General features: G+C 73.7%; 16 protein-coding genes, 1 other RNA gene and 2 pseudogenes. 9 read left to right on the top strand and 10 right to left on the bottom strand.

Going from position 1 to position 18,839, the window contains the following annotated elements; translation table 11 throughout:
* Positions 1–41 precede the first annotated feature (41 nt).
* The 4 genes and pseudogenes from OHA91_RS26315 to efeU form a co-directional block, all read left to right on the top strand.
* A pseudogene (locus tag OHA91_RS26315) lies at positions 42–863 on the top strand (heme ABC transporter ATP-binding protein); the annotation flags it as partial.
* A 252-nt stretch (positions 864–1,115) separates the two neighbouring features.
* Positions 1,116–2,267, top strand: a complete 1,152-nt coding sequence (gene efeO / locus OHA91_RS26310; RefSeq protein WP_328740147.1) for an iron uptake system protein EfeO — start codon at positions 1,116–1,118, stop codon at positions 2,265–2,267.
* Positions 2,268–2,307: 40 nt separating this feature from the next.
* Entirely contained in the window at positions 2,308–3,600 is a 1,293-nt protein-coding gene (gene efeB, locus OHA91_RS26305) for an iron uptake transporter deferrochelatase/peroxidase subunit (protein WP_328740146.1), read from the top strand.
* Positions 3,601–3,626: 26 nt separating this feature from the next.
* Positions 3,627–4,490: an iron uptake transporter permease EfeU gene (gene efeU / locus OHA91_RS26300; protein ID WP_328740145.1), complete on the top strand. Its 864-nt coding sequence runs from the start codon at positions 3,627–3,629 to the stop codon at positions 4,488–4,490.
* Between the two features lie 4 nt (positions 4,491–4,494).
* Here efeU and OHA91_RS26295 read toward each other — a convergent pair whose 3' ends face one another.
* From OHA91_RS26295 to OHA91_RS26285, 3 genes are read right to left on the bottom strand one after another with little or no spacing between them, the layout of a single operon-like run.
* On the bottom strand, positions 4,495–5,070 hold the full coding sequence (locus tag OHA91_RS26295) for a GNAT family N-acetyltransferase (RefSeq protein ID WP_266501757.1): 576 nt from the start codon (positions 5,068–5,070) through the stop codon (positions 4,495–4,497).
* The gene (locus OHA91_RS26290; RefSeq protein WP_328740144.1) at positions 5,067–5,930 is read right to left on the bottom strand and encodes a PhzF family phenazine biosynthesis protein; all 864 of its coding nucleotides are present in this window, start codon (positions 5,928–5,930) and stop codon (positions 5,067–5,069) included. Before OHA91_RS26290 ends, OHA91_RS26295 begins: the two co-directional genes overlap by 4 nt.
* Before the next feature lie 55 nt (positions 5,931–5,985).
* Positions 5,986–6,747, bottom strand: a complete 762-nt coding sequence (locus OHA91_RS26285) for an SDR family oxidoreductase (RefSeq protein WP_266501751.1) — start codon at positions 6,745–6,747, stop codon at positions 5,986–5,988.
* Between the two features lie 109 nt (positions 6,748–6,856).
* Between OHA91_RS26285 and OHA91_RS26280 the strand changes: the two genes are divergently transcribed.
* Together OHA91_RS26280 and OHA91_RS26275 are read left to right on the top strand one after the other, a co-directional pair.
* Positions 6,857–8,206 (top strand): Bcr/CflA family multidrug efflux MFS transporter, encoded by a 1,350-nt coding sequence (locus OHA91_RS26280; RefSeq protein ID WP_328740143.1) that lies wholly within the window; start codon positions 6,857–6,859, stop codon positions 8,204–8,206.
* 34 nt (positions 8,207–8,240) lie between these two features.
* Entirely contained in the window at positions 8,241–9,254 is a 1,014-nt protein-coding gene (locus OHA91_RS26275; RefSeq protein ID WP_266501745.1) for a small ribosomal subunit Rsm22 family protein, read from the top strand.
* Between the two features lie 30 nt (positions 9,255–9,284).
* On the opposite strand, the pseudogene ddaH reads toward OHA91_RS26275, so the two are convergent.
* Positions 9,285–10,112 (bottom strand): annotated as a pseudogene (gene ddaH, locus OHA91_RS26270) (dimethylargininase); the annotation flags it as partial.
* Between the two features lie 140 nt (positions 10,113–10,252).
* On the opposite strand from ddaH, the gene OHA91_RS26265 reads away from it, so the two are divergent.
* Positions 10,253–10,864 (top strand): TetR/AcrR family transcriptional regulator, encoded by a 612-nt coding sequence (locus OHA91_RS26265; RefSeq protein ID WP_328740141.1) that lies wholly within the window; start codon positions 10,253–10,255, stop codon positions 10,862–10,864.
* Positions 10,865–11,034: 170 nt separating this feature from the next.
* Positions 11,035–11,784 carry a bifunctional DNA primase/polymerase gene (locus tag OHA91_RS26260; RefSeq protein ID WP_031146150.1) on the top strand — a complete coding sequence of 250 codons (750 nt, stop codon included), beginning with the start codon at positions 11,035–11,037 and terminating at the stop codon, positions 11,782–11,784.
* 54 nt (positions 11,785–11,838) lie between these two features.
* On the opposite strand, the gene yaaA is transcribed toward OHA91_RS26260, so the two are convergent.
* The 3 genes from yaaA to OHA91_RS26245 all read right to left on the bottom strand — a co-directional run bounded on the left by yaaA (position 11,839) and on the right by OHA91_RS26245 (position 14,292).
* Entirely contained in the window at positions 11,839–12,642 is an 804-nt protein-coding gene (yaaA, locus tag OHA91_RS26255; RefSeq protein WP_031146148.1) for a peroxide stress protein YaaA, read from the bottom strand.
* Positions 12,643–12,730: 88 nt separating this feature from the next.
* Positions 12,731–13,561 carry a hypothetical protein gene (locus OHA91_RS26250; protein ID WP_328740140.1) on the bottom strand — a complete coding sequence of 277 codons (831 nt, stop codon included), beginning with the start codon at positions 13,559–13,561 and terminating at the stop codon, positions 12,731–12,733.
* Positions 13,558–14,292 (bottom strand): MerR family transcriptional regulator, encoded by a 735-nt coding sequence (locus OHA91_RS26245; RefSeq protein ID WP_266501729.1) that lies wholly within the window; start codon positions 14,290–14,292, stop codon positions 13,558–13,560. Before OHA91_RS26245 ends, OHA91_RS26250 begins: the two co-directional genes overlap by 4 nt.
* Before the next feature lie 78 nt (positions 14,293–14,370).
* Here OHA91_RS26245 and rnpB point away from each other — a divergent pair.
* Positions 14,371–14,772, top strand: an RNA gene (rnpB, locus tag OHA91_RS26240) — RNase P RNA component class A.
* A 911-nt stretch (positions 14,773–15,683) separates the two neighbouring features.
* On the opposite strand, the gene OHA91_RS26235 is transcribed toward rnpB, so the two are convergent.
* The 3 genes from OHA91_RS26235 to OHA91_RS26225 are packed head-to-tail and all read right to left on the bottom strand — an operon-like array spanning position 15,684 to position 18,669.
* Positions 15,684–17,072, bottom strand: a complete 1,389-nt coding sequence (locus tag OHA91_RS26235) for a bifunctional RNase H/acid phosphatase (RefSeq protein ID WP_328740139.1) — start codon at positions 17,070–17,072, stop codon at positions 15,684–15,686.
* Positions 17,072–17,815: a zinc ribbon domain-containing protein gene (locus tag OHA91_RS26230; RefSeq protein WP_031146141.1), complete on the bottom strand. Its 744-nt coding sequence runs from the start codon at positions 17,813–17,815 to the stop codon at positions 17,072–17,074. The genes OHA91_RS26235 and OHA91_RS26230 overlap by 1 nt, the downstream gene beginning before the upstream one ends.
* Positions 17,812–18,669 (bottom strand): Nif3-like dinuclear metal center hexameric protein, encoded by an 858-nt coding sequence (locus OHA91_RS26225; protein ID WP_031146140.1) that lies wholly within the window; start codon positions 18,667–18,669, stop codon positions 17,812–17,814. Before OHA91_RS26225 ends, OHA91_RS26230 begins: the two co-directional genes overlap by 4 nt.
* Positions 18,670–18,839: the final 170 nt, after the last annotated feature.

Here is an 18,839-nt window from a genome sequence, read left to right as displayed (position 1 = left end):
CCGACGCGACCGCCGCCACGGCCACCGCCAGGCCCGGCACGCTGTCCCGACTGTTCGCCCGCGGCCGCCGCACCGTCCCGGCCCGCCCGGCGCCCGGCACGGCCCTCGCCGAAGCCGTGGACCTGCACGTCCGGCTCGGGCAGCGCGAGGTGCTCGCCGGCATCGAACTGTCCGCCCGCGCCGGGGAGGTGCTGGCCCTGGTCGGCCCCAACGGCGCAGGCAAGTCCACCCTCCTCGGCGCCCTCGCCGCGGACCTGCCCGCCGCCTCCGGCGAAGTCCGCATCGACGGCCGCCCGGTGGGCGACTGGAGCGCCCCGGACCTCGCGCTGCGCCGCTCGGTCCTGCCCCAGTCGGCCGCGCTGTCCTTCCCCTTCCCGGTGGAGGACGTCGTACGGATGGGCCGCGCGCCCTGGGCCGGCACCCCCTTCGCCGAGGCGGACGAGGAGGCCGTCGCCACCGCGATGGCCGCGGCCGAGGTCACCGAATTCGCCGCGCGCCCCTTCTCCGCGCTCTCCGGCGGCGAGCGGGCCCGGGTCGCGCTGGCCCGCGTACTGGCCCAACGGGCCCCGCTGCTGCTGCTCGACGAGCCCACCGCCGCCCTCGACCTGCGCCACCAGGAACTCGTGCTGCGCATCTGCCGGGAGCGGGCCGGGGCAGGTGACGCGGTCGTCGTCGTCCTGCACGACCTGGGGCTGGCCGCCGCCTACGCGGACCGGGCCGCAGTCCTGCACGACGGGCGGATCGCCGCGGACGGCCCGCCCGCCGAGGTGTTCGAGGACGCCCTCCTCAGCCGCGTGTACCGGCAGCCCGTAGAGGTGCTCCCGCACCCCCGCACGGGTGCCCCGCTGGTGGTCCCCGTACGAGCCACGGAACGCGCCGCCGAACGCGTCCCGGAACCCGCCGGCATACCGGACGGCATGCCCTCTTGACCCCCGCTTGACCGGGCCATGGGCTTGTCGTGGAGGGTCCGTGACGGCCCCGTGTCCCAGCCCGGAACGTGAGACCTGAATCACTGCACGAGGGGGTATGGGTGAAGTAAGGCTCGGTTAAGTTAGGTCCGCCTCACTGGCCTCTCCCCCTTGGGACGGCCCTCGTCCGACGCCCAGGAGCCCCCTATGCGCCCCGCCCGCCTCACCGTCGCCGCCGCCACCGCGGTGGTCGCTCTGACCGTCGCCACCGGCTGCTCCCAGAAGAGCGACGCGGGCGACGACGCGATCCGCGTGGCGGCCTCCGACAGCGCCTGCGACGTGTCGAAGACGGAGTTCCCGGCCGGCAAGGTGCAGATCGACGTCGAGAACAAGGGCTCCAAGGTCACCGAGGTCTACGTCCTCTTCCCGGACGCCCGCATCGTCACCGAGCGCGAGAACATCGGCCCGGGCACCAAGGCGTCCATCACCGCCGAGATCAAGGCGGGCGACTACGAGATCGTCTGCAAGCCCGGCATGAAGGGCGACGGCATCGCCCAGAAGGTCAAGGCGACCGGGGCCAAGGGCGCCGCCGAGGAGAAGCGCAGCCCGGAGGCCGACGCCGCCGTCGCCGCGTACCGCGCGTACGTCGTCGCGCAGGCCGAGGAGACGCTCCCCAAGGCGCAGGCCTTCGCGGACGCGGTCAGGGCCGGCGACGTCGAGGCAGCCAAGAAGGCGTACGCCCCCTCCCGCATCGGCTGGGAGCGCACCGAGCCGGTCGCCGAGTCCTTCGGCGACATCGACCCGAAGGTCGACGTCCGCGAGGACGGCCTGGAGGCCGGCCAGGACCCCGCGAAGGACTGGACGGGCTGGCACCGCCTGGAGAAGTCCCTGTGGGCCGACAACAAGATCGACGACAACGACAAGAAGCTCGCCGACACCCTGATCGCGGACCTGACCGACTGGCAGAAGAAGGTCGGCCAGGCGGAGATCACCCCCACCTCGATCGCCAACGGCGCCAAGGAGCTCCTCGACGAGGTCGCCACAGGCAAGGTCACGGGTGAGGAGGAGCGCTACTCCCACACCGACCTGGTCGACTTCAAGGCCAACGTCGAGGGCGCGCAGAAGGCGTACGACCTGCTCAAGCCGATCGCCGAGAAGAACGACCCGGAGCTGTCCAAGCAGCTCGACGCCCAGTTCGCGGCCCTGAACACCCTTCTGGACAAGTACCGCGCCGACAAGACCTCCTACGAGTTCACCTCGTACGACAAGGTCGGCGAGGCGGAGCGCAAGGAGCTCTCGGACGGCGTGAACGCGCTCGCCGAGCCGCTGTCCAAGCTCGCCGCAGCGGTCGCGAAGTAACGGACGGAACGGAAGCGGACGAGAGCAGACGGAGCAGACGATGACCGAGTCGCAACCGGCGGCAGAGCAGCCGCAGCAGGACGGCGGCGCCGCCCCCGCGGCCGCCGCAGCCGCACCCTCCCGCCGTGCGGTGCTCGGCTGGGGCGGGGCCGGGCTCGCGCTCGGCGCCGCCGCGGCCGGCGGTGCGGCCGCGGCCTTCGGCGGCGGCTCGGACATGGTCTCGGCGTCGGCCGCGGGCGCGGCCGTGCCCTTCCACGGCGCGCACCAGGCCGGAATCGCGAGCGCCGTGCAGGACCGGCTGCACTTCGCGGCCTTCGACGTGAAGACGAAGGACCGCGCGGCGCTGGTCGGGCTCCTGAAGGAGTGGACCGCGGCGGCCCGTCTGATGACGGCGGGCCTGCCGGTCGGCGACGTGTACGAGGGCCTGCCGGAGGCCCCGCCGACCGACACCGGCGAGGCCCTCGGCCTGAAGGCCTCCCGGCTGACCCTGACCGTCGGTTTCGGTCCGGGCCTGTTCGCCAAGGACCGGTTCGGGCTGGAGGGCAGGCGCCCCGAGGCGCTGGTGGACCTGGAGCTGTTCCCCGGCGACAACCTGGACCCGGCCCGCTCCGGCGGCGACCTGTGCGTGCAGGCGTGCGCCGACGACCCGCAGGTCGCCGTGCACGCCATCCGCCAGCTGGCCCGGATCGGCTTCGGCCGGGTCGCGGTGCGCTGGTCGCAGCTCGGCTTCGGCAAGACGTCCTCGACGACGCCCGACGAGCAGACCCCGCGCAACATGATGGGCTTCAAGGACGGCACCCGGAACATCTCGGGCACCGACAAGGCGGCCCTGGACAAGCACGTGTGGGTCGGCGCGGGCGACGGCAGCGACTGGCTGACGGGCGGCTCGTACCTGGTGGCGCGCCGGATCCGGATGAACATCGAGACCTGGGACCGGACCCCGCTCCAGGAGCAGGAGGACATCTTCGGCCGCGACAAGGGCGAGGGCGCCCCCGTGGGCAAGTCCAAGGAGCACGACGAGCCCTTCCTGAAGGCGATGAAGCCGCAGGCGCACGTCCGTCTCGCGCACCCGGACACCAACAACGGTGCGACGATCCTGCGGCGCGGCTACTCCTTCACCGACGGCACGGACGGCCTGGGCCGCCTCGACGCGGGCCTGTTCTTCCTCGCCTACCAGCGCGACGTCCGCACGGGCTTCGTCCCGATCCAGCGCAACCTGGCGAAGTCCGACGTCCTCAACGAATACATCCAGCACGTGGGTTCGGCCGTCTTCGCCGTCCCGCCGGGCGTCCGCGACAAGGACGACTGGTGGGGCCGGGCGCTGTTCGCGTAAGTATCCGCCGGAGAGGAACAACCGCCGTGTTCGGCAACTATCTGATCGGCCTGCGCGAGGGGCTGGAGGCCAGTCTGGTCGTCTGCATCCTCGTCGCGTACCTGGTGAAGACGGAGCGCCGGGACGCCTTGCGTCCGGTGTGGCTCGGCATCGGGATCGCCTGCGCGCTCTCGCTCGCCTTCGGCGCGCTGCTCGAATTCGGCTCCCAGGAGCTGACCTTCGAGGCCCAGGAGCTGCTGGGCGGCAGCCTGTCGATCATCTCGGTGGGGCTGGTGACGTGGATGGTCTTCTGGATGAAGCGCACCGCGCGGCACCTGAAGGCCGAACTGCACGGCAAGCTGGACACGGCGCTCGCCATGGGCACCGGCGCGCTGGTCGCGACCGCTTTCCTGGCGGTCGGCCGGGAGGGCCTGGAGACCGCGCTGTTCGTGTGGGCGTCGGTACGGGCCAGCGGCGAGGGCTCCTCGGCGCCGCTGGCCGGTGTGCTGCTGGGCATCGCGACGGCGATCGTGCTCGGGTACCTCTTCTACCGCGGCGCCGTACGGATCAACCTGGCGAAGTTCTTCCGGTGGACCGGCGCGATGCTCGTGGTCGTGGCCGCGGGCGTGCTCGCCTACGGCGTCCACGACCTCCAGGAGGCCCGCTTCCTGGGCGGTCTGAACGACAGGGCCTTCGACGTCAGCACGGCCGTCCCGCCGGACAGCTGGTACGGGACCCTGCTCAAGGGCGTCTTCAACTTCCAGCCGGACCCGACCGTCCTCCAGCTGACGGTGTGGGTCCTGTACCTGGTCCCCGTGCTGGTGCTGTTCTTCGCCGAGCGCGGGCGCGGCGGCCCGGCGGGCACCCCGGCGCGGGCCTGCGACCCCTCGGACGCCAAGCCCGCCGGCTGACGGGTCACCAGAGCCGGTCGACGCTCCCGGAGTGGAGCGGGACGCGCACGGCGGTGAAGGCCGTGCGGTCCGCGGCCGGGGCGCCGGTGAAGAAGGCCGCGACCACCACCTTGTCGAAGCCCGGGGCGTCGGTGGCCAGCGGGTCCTCGGGGGTGCCGCCCACGAGGACCGTGCCGGGCAGCGGTGCGAAACCGGCCGCCTCGTAGAACGGCGCGAGGGGCCGGTCGCAGCTGAACAGCGCCAGGTCCACGGCCGGGTCCGCGGCGAGTTGGGCGCGGGCGGCCGCCACCAGCCGCCCGCCGAGCCCCTGTCCGCGCAGCGCGCTCCGGGTCACGACGGAGCTCAGCCCGGCCGCCCGGTACGTGCGCCCCGCGAGCGGGATCCCCTTGTACAGCAGCGCCAGCGCGGCGGCCACCGCCCCCTCGTCGTCGACGAGCAGGAGGGTGCGCGGCGCCAGCGCCGGGTCGTGCCCCGGGGTGGAGCCGGGCCAGGCCTCTGCTTCCAGCTCGGCAACCTGGACTGCCAGCGCCGCGGGCACGCAGGCCTCGGCGAACCCCAGCACCCGCGGACCCGCGCTCACGGGATGCGAACGGCCGTGCCGCCGACGCGGACGCGGGGGTCGCCCTCGCGCAGTTCGACCGTGAGCACCCCGGGGCGGCCCATGTCCGCGCCCTGGTGGAGGGTCAGCACGGCGTCCTGCGGGACCAGGCCGAGCTCCCGGGCGTACGCGCCGAAGGCGGCCGCCGCGGCCCCGGTCGCCGGGTCCTCGACGACACCGCCGGGCGGGAACGGGTCGCGTACGTGGAACTCCCGCGGGCCCGCCCGGTGCACCAGCTGCACGGTGGTGAGGTCCAGGCGCCGCATCAGCGCCTCCAGCCGCGCGAAGTCGTAGGCGAGGTCCGCGAGCCGGGCCCGGGTGGCGGCGCCGATCACCAGGTGGCGGGCTCCGGCGTAGGCGATCCTCGGCGGGAACGCCGGGTCTAGGTCGGCCTGCGGCCAGTCGAGCGCGGCGAGCGCCTCGGCGAGGTCGGCGGCGGCGATCTCCTCGGTGTGCGGCTCGACGCTGGTCAGCGTGGCCCGCAGGCGGTCGTCCTCGGCGGTGACGGAGACCGGGACGGTTCCCGCGCGGGTGGCGAGGAGGAGCTCGCCGGGTCCGATCCGCTCCGCCAGCGCGACGGCCGTGGCGACCGTGGCGTGGCCGCAGAAGGGGACCTCCGCCTTCGGGCTGAAGTAGCGCACGGTGAAGGAGCGGTCCTCCTGGCCGCCGAGCCCCGCGGGCGGGGCGGTGAGGAAGGCCGTCTCGCTGTAGCCCAGCCCGGCGGCGATCTCCAGCATCGCGTCCTCGTCCAGGCCGGAGGCGTCGAGCACGACCCCGGCGGGGTTGCCGCCGTCCGGGTCGCCGGAGAACGCGGTGTAGCGCAGTACCTCGGTATCGGTCATGCAGTCATGATCGGCGCGGTCGGCGCGCCGTGGCAATGGGGGCCGGGCGGGCGGCTCAGCCGCGGCCGATGTACGGCATGGCGGTGGCCATCACCGTCGCGAACTGCACGTTCGCCTCCAGCGGGAGCTCGGCCATGTGCAGGACCGTGCGTGCCACGTCGGCGGCGTCCATGACCGGTTCGACGGCCAGCTGCCCGTTGGCCTGGAGGATGCCGGTCTGCATCCGCTCGGTCATCTCGGTCGCCGCGTTGCCGATGTCGATCTGGCCGCAGGCGATCCGGTACGGCCGCCCGTCCAGTGACAGGGACTTCGTCAGGCCGGTCATGGCGTGCTTGGTCGCGGTGTAGGCGATGGAGTTCGGGCGGGGCACGTGGGCGGAGATGGAGCCGTTGTTGACGATGCGGCCGCCCTGCGGGTCCTGCCCCTTCATCTGCCGGAAGGCGGCCTGCGCGCAGAGGAAGGCGCCGGTCAGGTTGACGTCGACGACCGAGCGCCAGGCCTCGTAGGTGATGTCCTCCAGCGGGACCCCGCCGGGCCCGAAGGTGCCCGCGTTGTTGAAGAGCAGGTCGAGGCGCCCGTAGCGGGTGCGCACTGACTCGAACAGCCGATTCACGTCGTCCGGGTCGCTGACGTCGGCCGGCACGCACAGCACGTCGGCGCCGGTCCCGGCCGCGGCGGCGGTCTCCTCCAGCGGTTCGGCCCGGCGGCCGGCCAGGGCCACGGCCCATCCCGCCGCGGCCAGGGCCAGTGCCACGGAACGGCCGATCCCGGAGCCGGCGCCGGTCACGACGGCGATCTTCTTCGTAGGTTCGTCCATGGGGCCGCAGGGTACGTCACAGCACGCTCCGGTCCCGGGACGTTCCGATTGCTGAGAACATGGGTCGGTCAGGGGTGCACAAAAGCAGATGAGAAGACTGGAGTTCCGCATGCCGGAGAGAGGCCCCGCGACGGCACCCTCGCACGACTCGTCGCCCGAATCGCCCTCCGCCCCCGCCGCCACCGCGTCCCTGACGCGCGCCCGCCGCACGAGCCTGCTCGTCACCTTCGTACTCGGCGGGCTCACCGCCCTCCCCCCGCTGTCCATGGACATGTACCTGCCGGCCCTGCCGCAGGTCACCGACGCCCTGAACAGCCCCGCAGCAACGATCCAGCTGACCCTCACCGCCTGCCTCGCCGGCATGGCACTCGGCCAGCTCGTCATCGGCCCGATGAGCGACAAGTGGGGCCGGCGCCGGCCGCTGCTCGCCGGCATGGTCGTCTACGTCCTGGCCACCGCGATCTGCGCCCTCGCCCCGACCGCCGAGCTGCTGATCGCCTTCCGGCTGCTCCAGGGTCTGGCCGGGGCCGCCGGCGTCGTCATCGCGCGCGCCGTCGTGCGCGACCTGTACGACGGCGACGAGATGGCCCGCTTCTTCTCCACGCTGATGCTCATATCCGGGGCCGCCCCGATCGTCGCGCCGCTCATAGGCGGCCAGGTGCTGCGCTTCGCCGACTGGCGGGGCGTCTTCGTCGTCCTGACCGGCGTCGGCGCGGTCCTCACCCTGATGGTCTGGCGCGGCCTCGGCGAGACCCTGCCGCCCGAGCGGCGGCACACCGGCGGCGTCGGCTCCGCGCTGCGGACCATGCGCGGGCTGCTCGGCGACCGGGTCTTCACCGGCTACACCCTGACCGGCGGCTTCTCCTTCGCCGTCCTCTTCTCCTACATCTCCGCCTCCCCCTTCGTGGTGCAGGAGATCTACGGGGCCTCGCCCCAGACCTTCTCCCTGCTCTTCGGCCTGAACTCCGTCGGCCTGATCCTCGTCGGGCAGATCAACGGCAAGCTGCTGGTCGGCCGGGTACGCCTGGACAAGGTGCTGGCCGTCGGCCTCGCGGTCGTCCTGGCCTCCGCGGTGTCCCTGCTGCTGATGACCACGGGCGTCTTCGGCGAGGTCGGGCTGACCCCCGTCGCCACCGCGCTGTTCGTCCTCATGTCGGCGATGGGCATCGTGCTGCCGAACACCAACGCGCAGGCGCTGATGCGGACCCCGCACGCGGCCGGATCGGCCTCCGCACTGCTCGGCACCTCCTCCTTCCTGGTCGGCGCGATCGCGTCCCCGCTGGTGGGCATCGCGGGCGAGGACACGGCGGTCCCGATGGCCCTGGTGCAGCTGGTGTGCGCGGTGCTCTCGGTGAGCTGCTTCCTGGCCCTGTGCCGGCCCTGGCAGAAGCGGGACGCGCAGACCGCGCCCGTCCCGGCAGAGGACTGGGCCGAGGGGCCGGAGCCGGGGTCTCGCTGACGGCCCCGGCTCCGGCTCGCCGTAAACTCGGCAGGTGAACGTCTCCGCCCCCACCACCGCCGAGACCCTCCGCAGCACGCTCGGCGGGCTGCTCGACGGTCTCCCGCCCAAGCAGGCCGCGGCCGCCGTCGAGCGGCTCATCGCCAACTACCGCGGGCGGACCCCCACCGACGCACCCGTACTGCGCGACCGCTCGGACGTCGCGGCGTACGCGGCCTACCGCATGCCCGCCACCTTCGAGGCCGTACGGTCCGCCCTGGACGCCCTGGCCGAGGCGGCGCCCGACTGGGCGCCCGCCTCGCACGTCGACGTGGGCGGCGGTACGGGGGCGGCGACCTGGGCGGTGGACGCCACCTGGGACGGCCCGCGGCGGACCACCGTGCTGGACTGGGCCGAGCCGGCGCTGACCCTCGGCCGGGAACTGGCGGCGGCCTCCGGCTCTCAGGTGCTGCGCGGCGCCGAGTGGCGGCGGGCCGTCATCGGCGCCGGGCTGGCGATCCCCGACGCCGACCTGGTGACCGTCTCGTACGTGCTCGGCGAGCTGACCGGGCAGGCCCGCACGGCCGTCGTCGCCGAGGCGGCGCGGGCCGGCCGGGCGGTGGTGCTGATCGAGCCGGGCACGCCGGAGGGGTACCTGCGCATCCGCGAGGCCCGCGACCAGCTGATCGCGGCCGGAATGCAGGTCGCCGCCCCGTGCCCGCACGACGGGACCTGTCCCATCGAGGTCGGCAAGGACTGGTGCCACTTCTCGGCACGGGTCAGCCGCTCCTCCCTGCACCGGCAGGTCAAGGGCGGCTCGCTCCCGTACGAGGACGAGAAGTTCAGCTACGTCGCCGCGACCCGCTTCCCCGTCGGGCCGGCCGCCTCCCGCATCACGCGCAAGCCGCAGATCCGCAAGGGGCTCGTCCTGCTGGAGCTGTGCGGCCCCGAGGAGGGCGACGGCGCGGGCCTGACCCGGGTCAACGTGACCAAGCGCCACGGCGACCTCTACAAGGCCGCGCGGGACGCCGACTGGGGCCAGGCCTGGCCGCCGCCCTCCGAGGACTAGGCGGCGCCGAGGGCTAGGCGGCGCCGAGCCCTACGGACGCAGCTCCTGGGTGCAGCACTTCACGCTGCCGCCCCCCTTGAGCAGTTCCCCGAGGTCCATCGGGACCGGTTCGAACCCCCGGTCGCGCAGCGGGCCGAACAGCCCGGTCGCCGCCTGCGGGAGCAGCACGTGCCGGCCGTCGGACACCGCGTTCAGGCCGAGGGCGGCCGCGTCCTGCCCGTCGGCGATCAGCGCGTCGGGGAAGAGCCGCCTGAGCACGCCCCGGCTGCCGGGCGAGAAGGCCTCGGGGTAGTACATGACCTCGTCGCCGTCGAGGACGCTGAGCGCGGTGTCCAGGTGGTAGTAGCGCGGGTCCACCAGGTCGAGTCCGATGACGGGCCGGCCGAAGAACTCCTGGGCCTCGTCGTGCGAGAGCGGGCTGGAGCGGAAGCCGCGGCCGGCGAGGATGAAGCTCGCCGTGACGGCGAAGTCGCCCTCGCCCTCGTTGACGTGGGCGGGCTCGTGGACGTCCCGGTAGCCGTGGTCGCGGAACCAGTCGAGGTGGATCGCGGCCTCGGGGCCCCGTTCCGGGTGGGCGAAGCGGGCCCCGAGGACCCGGCCGTCGACCACCAGGGCCCCGTTCGCCGCGAACACCATGTCGGGCAGCTCGGGATCCGGCAGCAGGGTCTCGACGGTGTGGCCCAGGGACACGTACCGGTCCCTGAGGTCTTCCCACTGGGTCTGGGCGAGGGGCAGGTCCACCGGTTTCGTGGGATCCATCCACGGATTGATGGAGTACGTGACCTTGAAGTGTGCGGGTGGGCACATCAGATAGCGCCGGGGTGTGGCGTCTCTGCGCAAAGAAGGCTCCTCACGACTTTCACGACTCGGGACGAGTGCTGGAAAGAATCGTCTCTCCTGGACCGGGACGACGCAGTGGACCGATGGGGTGGTTTACCGAACCGATGAGAAACGAACAGAAGAGGAGACGAGACGTCTCGCTTTGATATTTTCGGGGCATGACCAAGACCCCTGACGCCACACGCCGCAGCGACCGCTCCCGGCGTGCCATCCTCGACGCCGCGCTCGCCCTGGTCGGGGAGGTCGGCTACAACAAGCTGACCATCGAGGCCATCGCCGCCCGCGCCGGCGTCGGCAAGCAGACCATCTACCGCTGGTGGCCCTCGAAGGCCGCCGTCCTCCTGGAGGCCTCCCTCGCCCTCGCCGGGGACGCGGAGACGGACGCCGGGTGGGCCGGCTTCCCCGACACCGGGGACCTCGCCGCCGACCTGAAGTACGTACTGCGGGCGACGGTCGACGAGTTCAACGACGAGAAGTACGAGGCCCCCGCCCGCGCCCTGACCGCGGCCGGCGCCACCGACCCCGAGCTCGGCGCCACGTTCACCGAGCAGCTGCTGGAGCCGCAGCTCGCCCTGTACGAGGCCCGGTTGCGCACGGCCCGCGATGCCGGCCAGCTCGCGCCCGACACGGACCTGCGGCTGACGGTCGAGATGCTGCTCGGACCGCTGACGTACCGCTGGCTGCTGCGCACGGCGCCGCTCACGCACGCGTACACCGACGCACTGGTGGACGGGGTGCTCGGCGGGGTGGCAAACGTCACCGCCGGCTAGCCGCCCGACAACCCGCGTTCACCCGGGAATGTTTGCCCCGATTCTGTGGGTATGTTGGGGTTGATGGTCACCCATCCCCGGCCCCCCGGTCTCACAGAGCGGTCACCCGGGGCGCAGGATGGTGGGACCATGTGAAGGTCTGCCGGGGCAACGGTGAGGTGAGGGGATAGATGGGGTCTGAGTCCGGCCGCGTCAAACGCGGCGAGCAGAGCAGGATCTCCCAGTGGCTGCGCCGGCGGCAGAAGCCCACCGCCGAGGACCCCGCACGCGAGCGCGAGGCGCTCCTCCTGGCCGTCGCGGCCGCCGGTCTCCCCCTCGCCCCCGCCGCCCATCCCGCCGGCTATCGATGTTCGTGCGACCGCATCGGCTGTCCGACCCCCGCACGACATCCCGTCTCCTTCGCCTGGCAGACCCAGTCGACCACCGACCGCGCACAGATCGAGCGGTGGGCGCGCAACCAGCCCCAGGCCAACTTCATCACCGCGACCGGCATGGTCCACGACGTACTCGACGTCCCGTTGGAAGCCGGCGCCGCCGCCCTGACGCGGCTCCTGGAGGCCGACATCAAGGTCGGCCCCGTCGCCGAATCGGGCGGCACCGGCGACCAGGCCCGGATGCTCTTCTTCACCGCCACCCGCGGCACCCCCGAGGACGAGGACGAGTGGTGGCCGTGCGCGCTGGACTGCCACCCCGAGACCATGGACGAACACCCGGGCCTGCGCTGGCACTGCCGCGGCAGCTACGTCCTGGTCCCGCCGGCGGCCCTCCCCGGTGACCAGGCGGTGACCTGGATCCGCGGCATGGAGCACCCCCTCCCGGACCCGCTCACCCTCCTGGAAACCCTGACGGACGCCTGCGCCGCGTACGCCGACACCTCCGACCGCACCCCGGCGACGGTGGCCTGGCCGCTCGGCCGCTGAGACGCTGTGACGTGGGAGCGCCGGGGGCGGTGCCCCCGGCCGCGGCGCGGCGCGTCAGTGGTGGATCTGCGTCACGACCACGTCGAGGGACCAGGCCCGGCCCGCCTTCGCGGGGGCTTCCGCCTCGACGACGTAGCCCAGGTCCCGCAGGGCCGTCACCAGTTCCGCGGGGGAGCCGGGCACGGCGCCGGCCACGAGCAGGTCCCGGACCAGCCGGCCCTTCGTCGCCTTGTTGAAGTGGCTCACCACGGAGCGCTTCTCCACGCCGTCGACCATCTGCGAGTGCAGCACCCGCACGGTCGCGGTCCGGCCCGCGACCTCGCCCTTGGGCTTCCACGCGGTCGCGTACGCCGCCGAACGAAGGTCCAGTACGAGCCCGTCCCCGGCGGCCGCGGGCAGCACCTCGGCCATCGGGGCTCGCCAGTACGCACCGAGCGCACCCAGCCCCGGCAGCTTCACGCCCATCGAGCAGCGGTACGACGGGATGCGGTCGGTGACGCGCACCGCGCCCCACAGCCCCGAGAAGACGAGCAGCGCGTCCTCGGCGGTCGCCCGCGCCGGCGCCGGCAGGTCTGCCAGGCCCAGCGCGTCGTAGAGCACACCGGTGTAGATCTCCCCCGCCGGGAGGGCCGCCGCCGAGCGCAGCTCCGCGTTCTTCGCGACCTCGCCCCGCAGGCCCTCGCTCAGGCCCAGTACCTCACGGGCCTTCAGCTCGTCGCCCGTGCACAGGTCGAGCAGTTCCTCCAGCACCGCCGCCCGGGCCTGCGCCAGGCCCGGCAGCGACAGCTCCTGCGGCTCCAGCGGTGCGCCGGAGCCGCCGGCGGCCTTTCCCTCCGAGGGCGGCAGCAGCACGAGCACGGTGGTTCTCCTTCAGTACGACACGTCGCAGGGGATGCGGCCCCCCGGCCAGGGTAGACGCCCGCTCGCCCCGCCCGGCCCCTCCCGCCTACACCGGCTGGCGCAGGGCCGAGACCAGCGTGCGGGGGTCGTCGGCGTGGAAGCGGATGGTGCGGGCCGACGCGCGGGTGCCGAGCGGGCGGGTGAAGGTGAGCGGGCGGTTCAGCTCCAGGGTCACCGTGGTCTGGCTGCCGACGATGAGGTCGAGCACCCCGTCCTGGGAGAGCGTGACCAGCCGCCCTTCGGGATAGCGGCGCTCCACCCGTACGGGGGCCACCGCGTCCGGCGGGACGGCGAGGTCGAAGAGGGCGCCGTAGCGGATCCGCAGCGTGCCGTCGGCGCCGACCACGTGCGGCCGGGTGACGCAGGCGGCGTGCAGGGCGATCACCAGCAGGATCCCGTACACGTCCAGCACGAGCACCACCCGGTGGACGGCCGGCCAGGGGATGAGGAGGGCCAGTGCGACGGTCTCGACCACCGACACGAAGACCATCCCGTACATCATGGCCGTCTGCGGTCCGGTGTACGCGGCGGCGAGGTCCCCGGGGCGCACCCCGTGCTTGCGGCGCAGGACCCACCAGCCGAGGGAGGCGCCGGCGTGCAGCTCGTGCCGCAGCAGCCGCCGGACCTGGACCGGGACCACGGTGCGGACCGCGGTCCGCAGGGCTGCCCGGGGTTCCTCGCCGGCTGCGCGGGCGGCGGCGTACAGCCGGTGCAGCACCCACGTCTCCAGCAGGAGCACCCCGAACACCGCGGCCTCGGCGGCGGCCAGGGCCGGTGCGGGCAGTCGTACCCCGGCCGCCACGCACACCACGAGCGCCAGCTCCGCCGGCAGGACCGCGGCCACCGCGATCCGGGCCGCCCGTACCGCGCGTGTCATCCCCGTCCCCTCTCGATGAATGCCTCCATGACGCGGCGGACGACCTCCGCCTGTGCGGGGGCGTACTCGGCGAGCAGCGCCTCCTTGAACCCGGTCACCACCGCCCCGTCCCGGGGGATCGCGGCGAACACCTCGTCGGGGACCGCCGCCACCAGCTCGGCCGCCAGGCCCGGGATCCGCGGGTCGTCCGCGGGGGCGTCGGCGAGTTCGTCCAGGCGCTCGTACAGGGCGAGCGTTCCGGGGTCGGCGGCCAGCGGCCCGAGTGCGGCGTAGACCTCCTCGCCGCCGACGCCCGTGGCGTCGAGGAGCGTCAGGTGTTCGCGGTCCTTCGCCGCGGCCGGCGAGGTGGTGCGCGGCGCCTTCGCCAGGAGCTCGGCGAGCGCGGGCGAGATCGGCTCGCCCTCCCCCGGCTCCGCGGCCAGGAGCACGGCGAGCCGTCGCCGCCGCTCCTTGATCTCCGCCTCCTGCCGGGCGAGGTCGGCGTCGAGCTCCTCCAGTACGTCGGCCAGATCGCGCCCGGCGTCGTCCGCGAGGACGTCGCGCACCTCGTCGAGGCTGAGCCCGAGCTCGGTGAGCCGCCGTACGCGGGCCAGCAGGACGGCGTCCCGGACGGTGTAGGCCCGGTATCCGTTGGGACGCCGCTCCGGTTCCGGGAGCAGCCCGACATGGTGGTAGTGCCGGATCGCCCGGGTGGTGACCCCGACGACCGCGGCGATCTCTCCGATCCGCATGCCCCCCAGTAGAAACCCTGCCGTTGCGGCAAGGTCAAGCGGCGGCGGCACAGCCGGTAACATGGTCGCCACGGCAGACGAGTCGGCCGGGCGGCCGCGTCGGGATCCTCGGATCCCGCCGAGGAACGTCCGGGCTCCACAGGGCAGGGTGGTGGGTAACGCCCACCCGGGGTGACCCGCGGGACAGTGCCACAGAAAACAGACCGCCGGGGGCTTCGGCCCTCGGTAAGGGTGAAACGGTGGTGTAAGAGACCACCAGCGCCTGGGGTGACCCAGGCGGCTAGGTAAACCCCACCCGGAGCAAGGTCAAGAGGATCCGTCCCCGGACGGGTCTGCGCGAACGCTTGAGGGCTGCCCGCCCGAGTTCGCGGGTAGACCGCACGAGGCCGGCGGCAACGCCGGTCCTAGATGGATGGCCGTCTCCCCGGCGACCGCGAGGTCACCGGGCGACAGAACCCGGCGTACAGGCCGGCTCGTCTGCCGCTTCCACTCCCGTTCGGGGGCCGAGCGGTTCCCTCTCCCCGGTCCGGGGTGTTTGCTCGGCGGTATCCGGGTTTCCGCGGAGCGGGCCCGTACGCGTGGGGCGGCGCCCCGCCGGAGCGTCTCCTCGACCCGGCCCGTGCGGCTCGGCTCCCGCCGGGGTAGCGGGTTTCCGCGGAACGGGACCGTACGGGTGGGGCGGTGCCCCGCCGAAGTGTCTCCTCGGCTCGACCCGTGCCGCTCGGCTCCCGCCGGGGTAGCGGGTTTCCGCGGAACGGGACCGTACGGGTGGGGCGGTGCCCCGCCGAAGTGTCTCCTCGGCTCGACCCGTGCCGCTCGGCTCCCGCCGGGGTTGCCGGTTTACGCGGGGCGGGATCGTGTGGTGTGGGGCGGTGCCCCGGCGGAGTGTCTCCTCGGCTCGGCGCGTGCCGCTGGGCTCCCGCCGGGGTTGCGGGTTTACGCGGGGCGGGATCGTGTGGTGTGGGGCGGTGCCCCGCCGGAGTGTCTCCTCGGCTCGGCGCGTGCGGCTGCGTCTCGGCGAGGCGGCCTGGGTTGCGCGCTCGTCCTGCGGGGACACTCCGCCGTGTCCCCACCCCACGCCACGGCTTCGGTGCTTGCGGAACCGGGCTCGTACTGCTGGAGCGGGGACGGTGAGGGGTGTCCCCGCAGGACGAGGCGCGACCACCGGGTACAGCCGAGACATGCCCGCACGCGCCGAGCCGAGGAGATACCCCTCGGCGGCACCGCGACCCGCCCGCACGGGGAATGAAACCGCCCGTACTGGCGACGCCACGGACCCGCCCGGAACCCGCGTGGCCCCGGCGAGGGGAACGGCACCGCGACCCGCCCCCACCGGGAATGAAACCGCCCGCACTGGCGACGCCACGGACCGGCCCGAAACCTGCTCGGCCCTACCGCAGGTGCGCGGTGTCGTTCAGGAGGCGGACCGAGGCGTTCCCGTCCGCGTAGTAGGCCACCGCCGAGAGGGAAGCCGCCGAGAGCTCCATCCGGAACAGCGATTCCGGCGGGGCCCCGAGGGCGAGGCGGACCAGGATCTTGACCGGGGTCACGTGGGTGACCAGCAGGACGGTGCGGCCCGCGTGCGCGGCCAGCAGCCGGTCACGGGTGGCCGAGATCCGGCGGGTGGCGGCCGCGAAGCTCTCCCCGCCGCCGGTGGGGGCGGCCTTCGGGGAGTCCAGCCAGGCCTGGAGGTCGTCCGGGAAGCGCTCCTGCACCTCGGCGAAGGTCAGGCCCTCCCAGGCACCGAAGTCCACCTCGCGCAGGCCCTGTTCGACGGTCACGTCGAGGCCGAGGCGGTCGGCGACGGCCCGGGCGGTCTCGCGGCAGCGGAGCAGCGGGGAGCTGATGACCGTCTGGACGGTGCCGCGGGCGGCGAGCGCCTCCGCGACGGCCGCCGCCTGGCGGCGGCCGGCCGGCGACAGCTCGGGGTCGCTCCCCCCGCTTCCGGAGAACCGCTTCTGCGGGGTGAGCGCGGTCTCGCCGTGGCGCAGCAGCACGAAGGTGGCCGGCGCGCCCATGTCGGGACCCCAGCCCTGACCCGCCGCGGGGGCGGTCGCCGTCGCTGCGTGGGCGGCCCGGCCGGGCGCCGGTGCCGCCGACGGGATCGATCCGCCCGTACCGGAGCCGGGCTCCGCCCAAAGGGTGTCGGCCGCTGCCTCCGCGAGCGCCGACGCGGTGGCCGACGTACGGGCTGACGCCGGAGCGGTGGCCGCGGTGTCCGGGCCGGACCGGGAGGCGGCCAGGGCCGCCCGCGCCGCCGCGGCGCCCGCCGCGGCGTCCCCCGGCGGGCCGGACGGCGGCGGGGTGGACAGGGACCGGGCGGCGGAGGCGTCGAGGGCGGCCGAGGAGGCCGACGGCTCCCACTGTTCGCCGCGCTTGCCCGCGTCCATCGCCTCGTTGGCGAGCCGGTCCGCGTGCTTGTTGCGCTCGCGCGGGATCCACTCGTACGTCACCTGCGCGCGCGGCAGGATCCGCGCGGCCTCGGCCGCGAGCGGCTTCATGTCCGGGTGCTTGATCTTCCAGCGGCCCGACATCTGCTCGACGACGAGCTTGGAGTCCATCCGGACCAGGACCTCGGCGTCCGACGCGAGGTCACGGGCCGCCGTGAGCCCGGCGATCAGGCCCTTGTACTCCGCCACGTTGTTCGTCGCGACGCCGATGAACTCGGCGCGCTCGGCCAGCGTCTCGCCCGAGGCCGGGTCGAGGACGACGGCGCCGTAGCCGGCCGGCCCCGGGTTGCCCCGGGACCCGCCGTCCGCCTCGACGACAAAACGCGGCATCAGATGCCCGAGTCGGCCGTACGGACCAGGATGCGGCCGCAGTTCTCGTGACGGACGACCTGGTCGCGGGCCGCGGCCTTGATCTCGTTGACCTCGGCCATGTCGAGCTCCAGCCGGCAGCCCTCGCAGCGGCGCTGGTAGAGGCGCGCGGCGCCCACCCCGCCCTGCTTGACGCGGATCTTCTCGTACAGGGCCATCAGGTCGGCCGGCATGGAGGTGACGATCACCTCGCGGTCCTTGGTGGCCTTGGCGACCTCGGCGTCGATCTCGGCGGTGGCCGCGTCACGACGGGTGGTGGCGTCGGCCACCTTGGTCTCCAGGGCGGAGACCCGCTCGGTGAGCTCGGTGACGCGCTCCTGCGCGGCCTCCAGGCGCTCCATGACCTCCAGGACCACGTCCTCCAGGTCGCCCTGGCGCTTGGCGAGGGAGACGACCTCGCTCTGCAGGTTCGCCAGGTCCCGGGCCGAGATGCCCACGCCGGAGTCCAGCCGCTGCTGGTCGCGGACCGCACGCTGGCGCACCTGGTCGACGTCCTGCTCCGCCTTGGTCTGCTCGCGCGCGGTGTCGCTCGCCTGGGTCTGGGCGGCGACCAGCAGGTCGCGCTGCTGCGTCAGGTCCTTGGTGAGCGTGTCGAGCTCGGCGTGCTCGGGCAGCGACTTGCGCTTGTGGGCGAGCTGAGACAGCCGGACGTCCAGTGCCTGGACATCGAGAAGTCGGATCTGGTCGGCGGGCTCGGCGTTCAGTTGGGGGCTCCAGAGATAGAAGGGGAGGGTACGGACGGCGCGTGCGCCGTCCACGGGTCGGTGACCGTGCGCGAGACGTGGGTGCGCAAACCCCAGCCGTGGCGCTCGGAGATCGCGTCGAGCTGCGCGGCTGCCTGCTCGCACCAGGGCCACTCGGTGGCCCAGTGGGCCGCGTCGACGAGGGCGAGCGGGCTCTGCTCGCGGGCCTCGGACACCGGGTGGTGACGCAGGTCGGCGGTCACGAAAGCGTCCACGCCCGCGGCGCGGACCTCGGCGAAGAGGCTGTCGCCGGAGCCGCCGCTGACGGCGACGCGCTGGATCATGGCGTCCGGGTCGCCGGCGACTCGGATGCCCTGGGCGGTCGGCGGCAGCCAGGCCGCGCAGCGGGCGGCGAACTCGCGCAGGGTCTCGGGACGGTCCAGCTCGCAGATCCGGCCGAGGCCGCGGCGGCCGGCCGGGTCGCTCGGGTCCGGCACGAGCGGACCGGTGATCCGCAGGTCCAGGGCGCCGGCGAGGGCGTCGGAGACGCCCGGGTCGGCGGTGTCGGCGTTGGTGTGGGCGACGTGCAGCGCGATGTCGTTCTTGATCAGCGTGTGGACGACGCGGCCCTTGAAGGTGCCGGCCTCTACCGTGGTGGTACCCCGCAGGTAGAGGGGGTGGTGGGTGACGATCAGGTCGGCACCCAGGTCCACGGCTTCGTCGGCGATCTCCTGGACGGGGTCCACCGCGAACAGGACCCGGGTGACCTCGGCATCGGGGTCGCCACATACGGTTCCGACCGCGTCCCACTGCTCGGCCCGCGAGGGGGGCCAGAGAGCGTCCAGCGCGGCGATGACTTCAGAGAGACGGGGCACGGGCCAAGGCTACCGTCCGTGGCGGCCGGCCCGGTCAGCACCGGTCCCGGGGAAACGGCCCGCTGCCCGCCCGGCGCGCCTGCCTTTCGATGCCTCACAGCACAATCGCACCGCCCATCACAGACGAATCGCCGCCCGGACACCCTTACGTGTGAAGCCGCCTTGGTCGT

Source organism: Streptomyces erythrochromogenes, assembly GCF_036170895.1.
Classification (GTDB): domain Bacteria; phylum Actinomycetota; class Actinomycetes; order Streptomycetales; family Streptomycetaceae; genus Streptomyces; species Streptomyces erythrochromogenes.
This window is presented reverse-complemented; position numbering and strand designations above follow the sequence as displayed.

Bases quoted from the DNA above. Each gene is read 5' to 3' on its own strand.
- efeO (WP_328740147.1), top strand. From the start codon at position 1,116: ATGCGCCCCGCCCGCCTCACCGTCGCCGCCGCCACCGCGGTGGTCGCT.
- efeB (WP_328740146.1), top strand. From the start codon at position 2,308: ATGACCGAGTCGCAACCGGCGGCAGAGCAGCCGCAGCAGGACGGCGGC.
- OHA91_RS26290 (WP_328740144.1), bottom strand. From the start codon at position 5,930: ATGACCGATACCGAGGTACTGCGCTACACCGCGTTCTCCGGCGACCCG.
- OHA91_RS26285 (WP_266501751.1), bottom strand. From the start codon at position 6,747: ATGGACGAACCTACGAAGAAGATCGCCGTCGTGACCGGCGCCGGCTCC.
- OHA91_RS26280 (WP_328740143.1), top strand. From the start codon at position 6,857: ATGCCGGAGAGAGGCCCCGCGACGGCACCCTCGCACGACTCGTCGCCC.
- OHA91_RS26265 (WP_328740141.1), top strand. From the start codon at position 10,253: ATGACCAAGACCCCTGACGCCACACGCCGCAGCGACCGCTCCCGGCGT.
- OHA91_RS26260 (WP_031146150.1), top strand. From the start codon at position 11,035: ATGGGGTCTGAGTCCGGCCGCGTCAAACGCGGCGAGCAGAGCAGGATC.
- OHA91_RS26250 (WP_328740140.1), bottom strand. From the start codon at position 13,561: ATGACACGCGCGGTACGGGCGGCCCGGATCGCGGTGGCCGCGGTCCTG.
- OHA91_RS26245 (WP_266501729.1), bottom strand. From the start codon at position 14,292: ATGCGGATCGGAGAGATCGCCGCGGTCGTCGGGGTCACCACCCGGGCG.
- OHA91_RS26235 (WP_328740139.1), bottom strand. From the start codon at position 17,072: ATGCCGCGTTTTGTCGTCGAGGCGGACGGCGGGTCCCGGGGCAACCCG.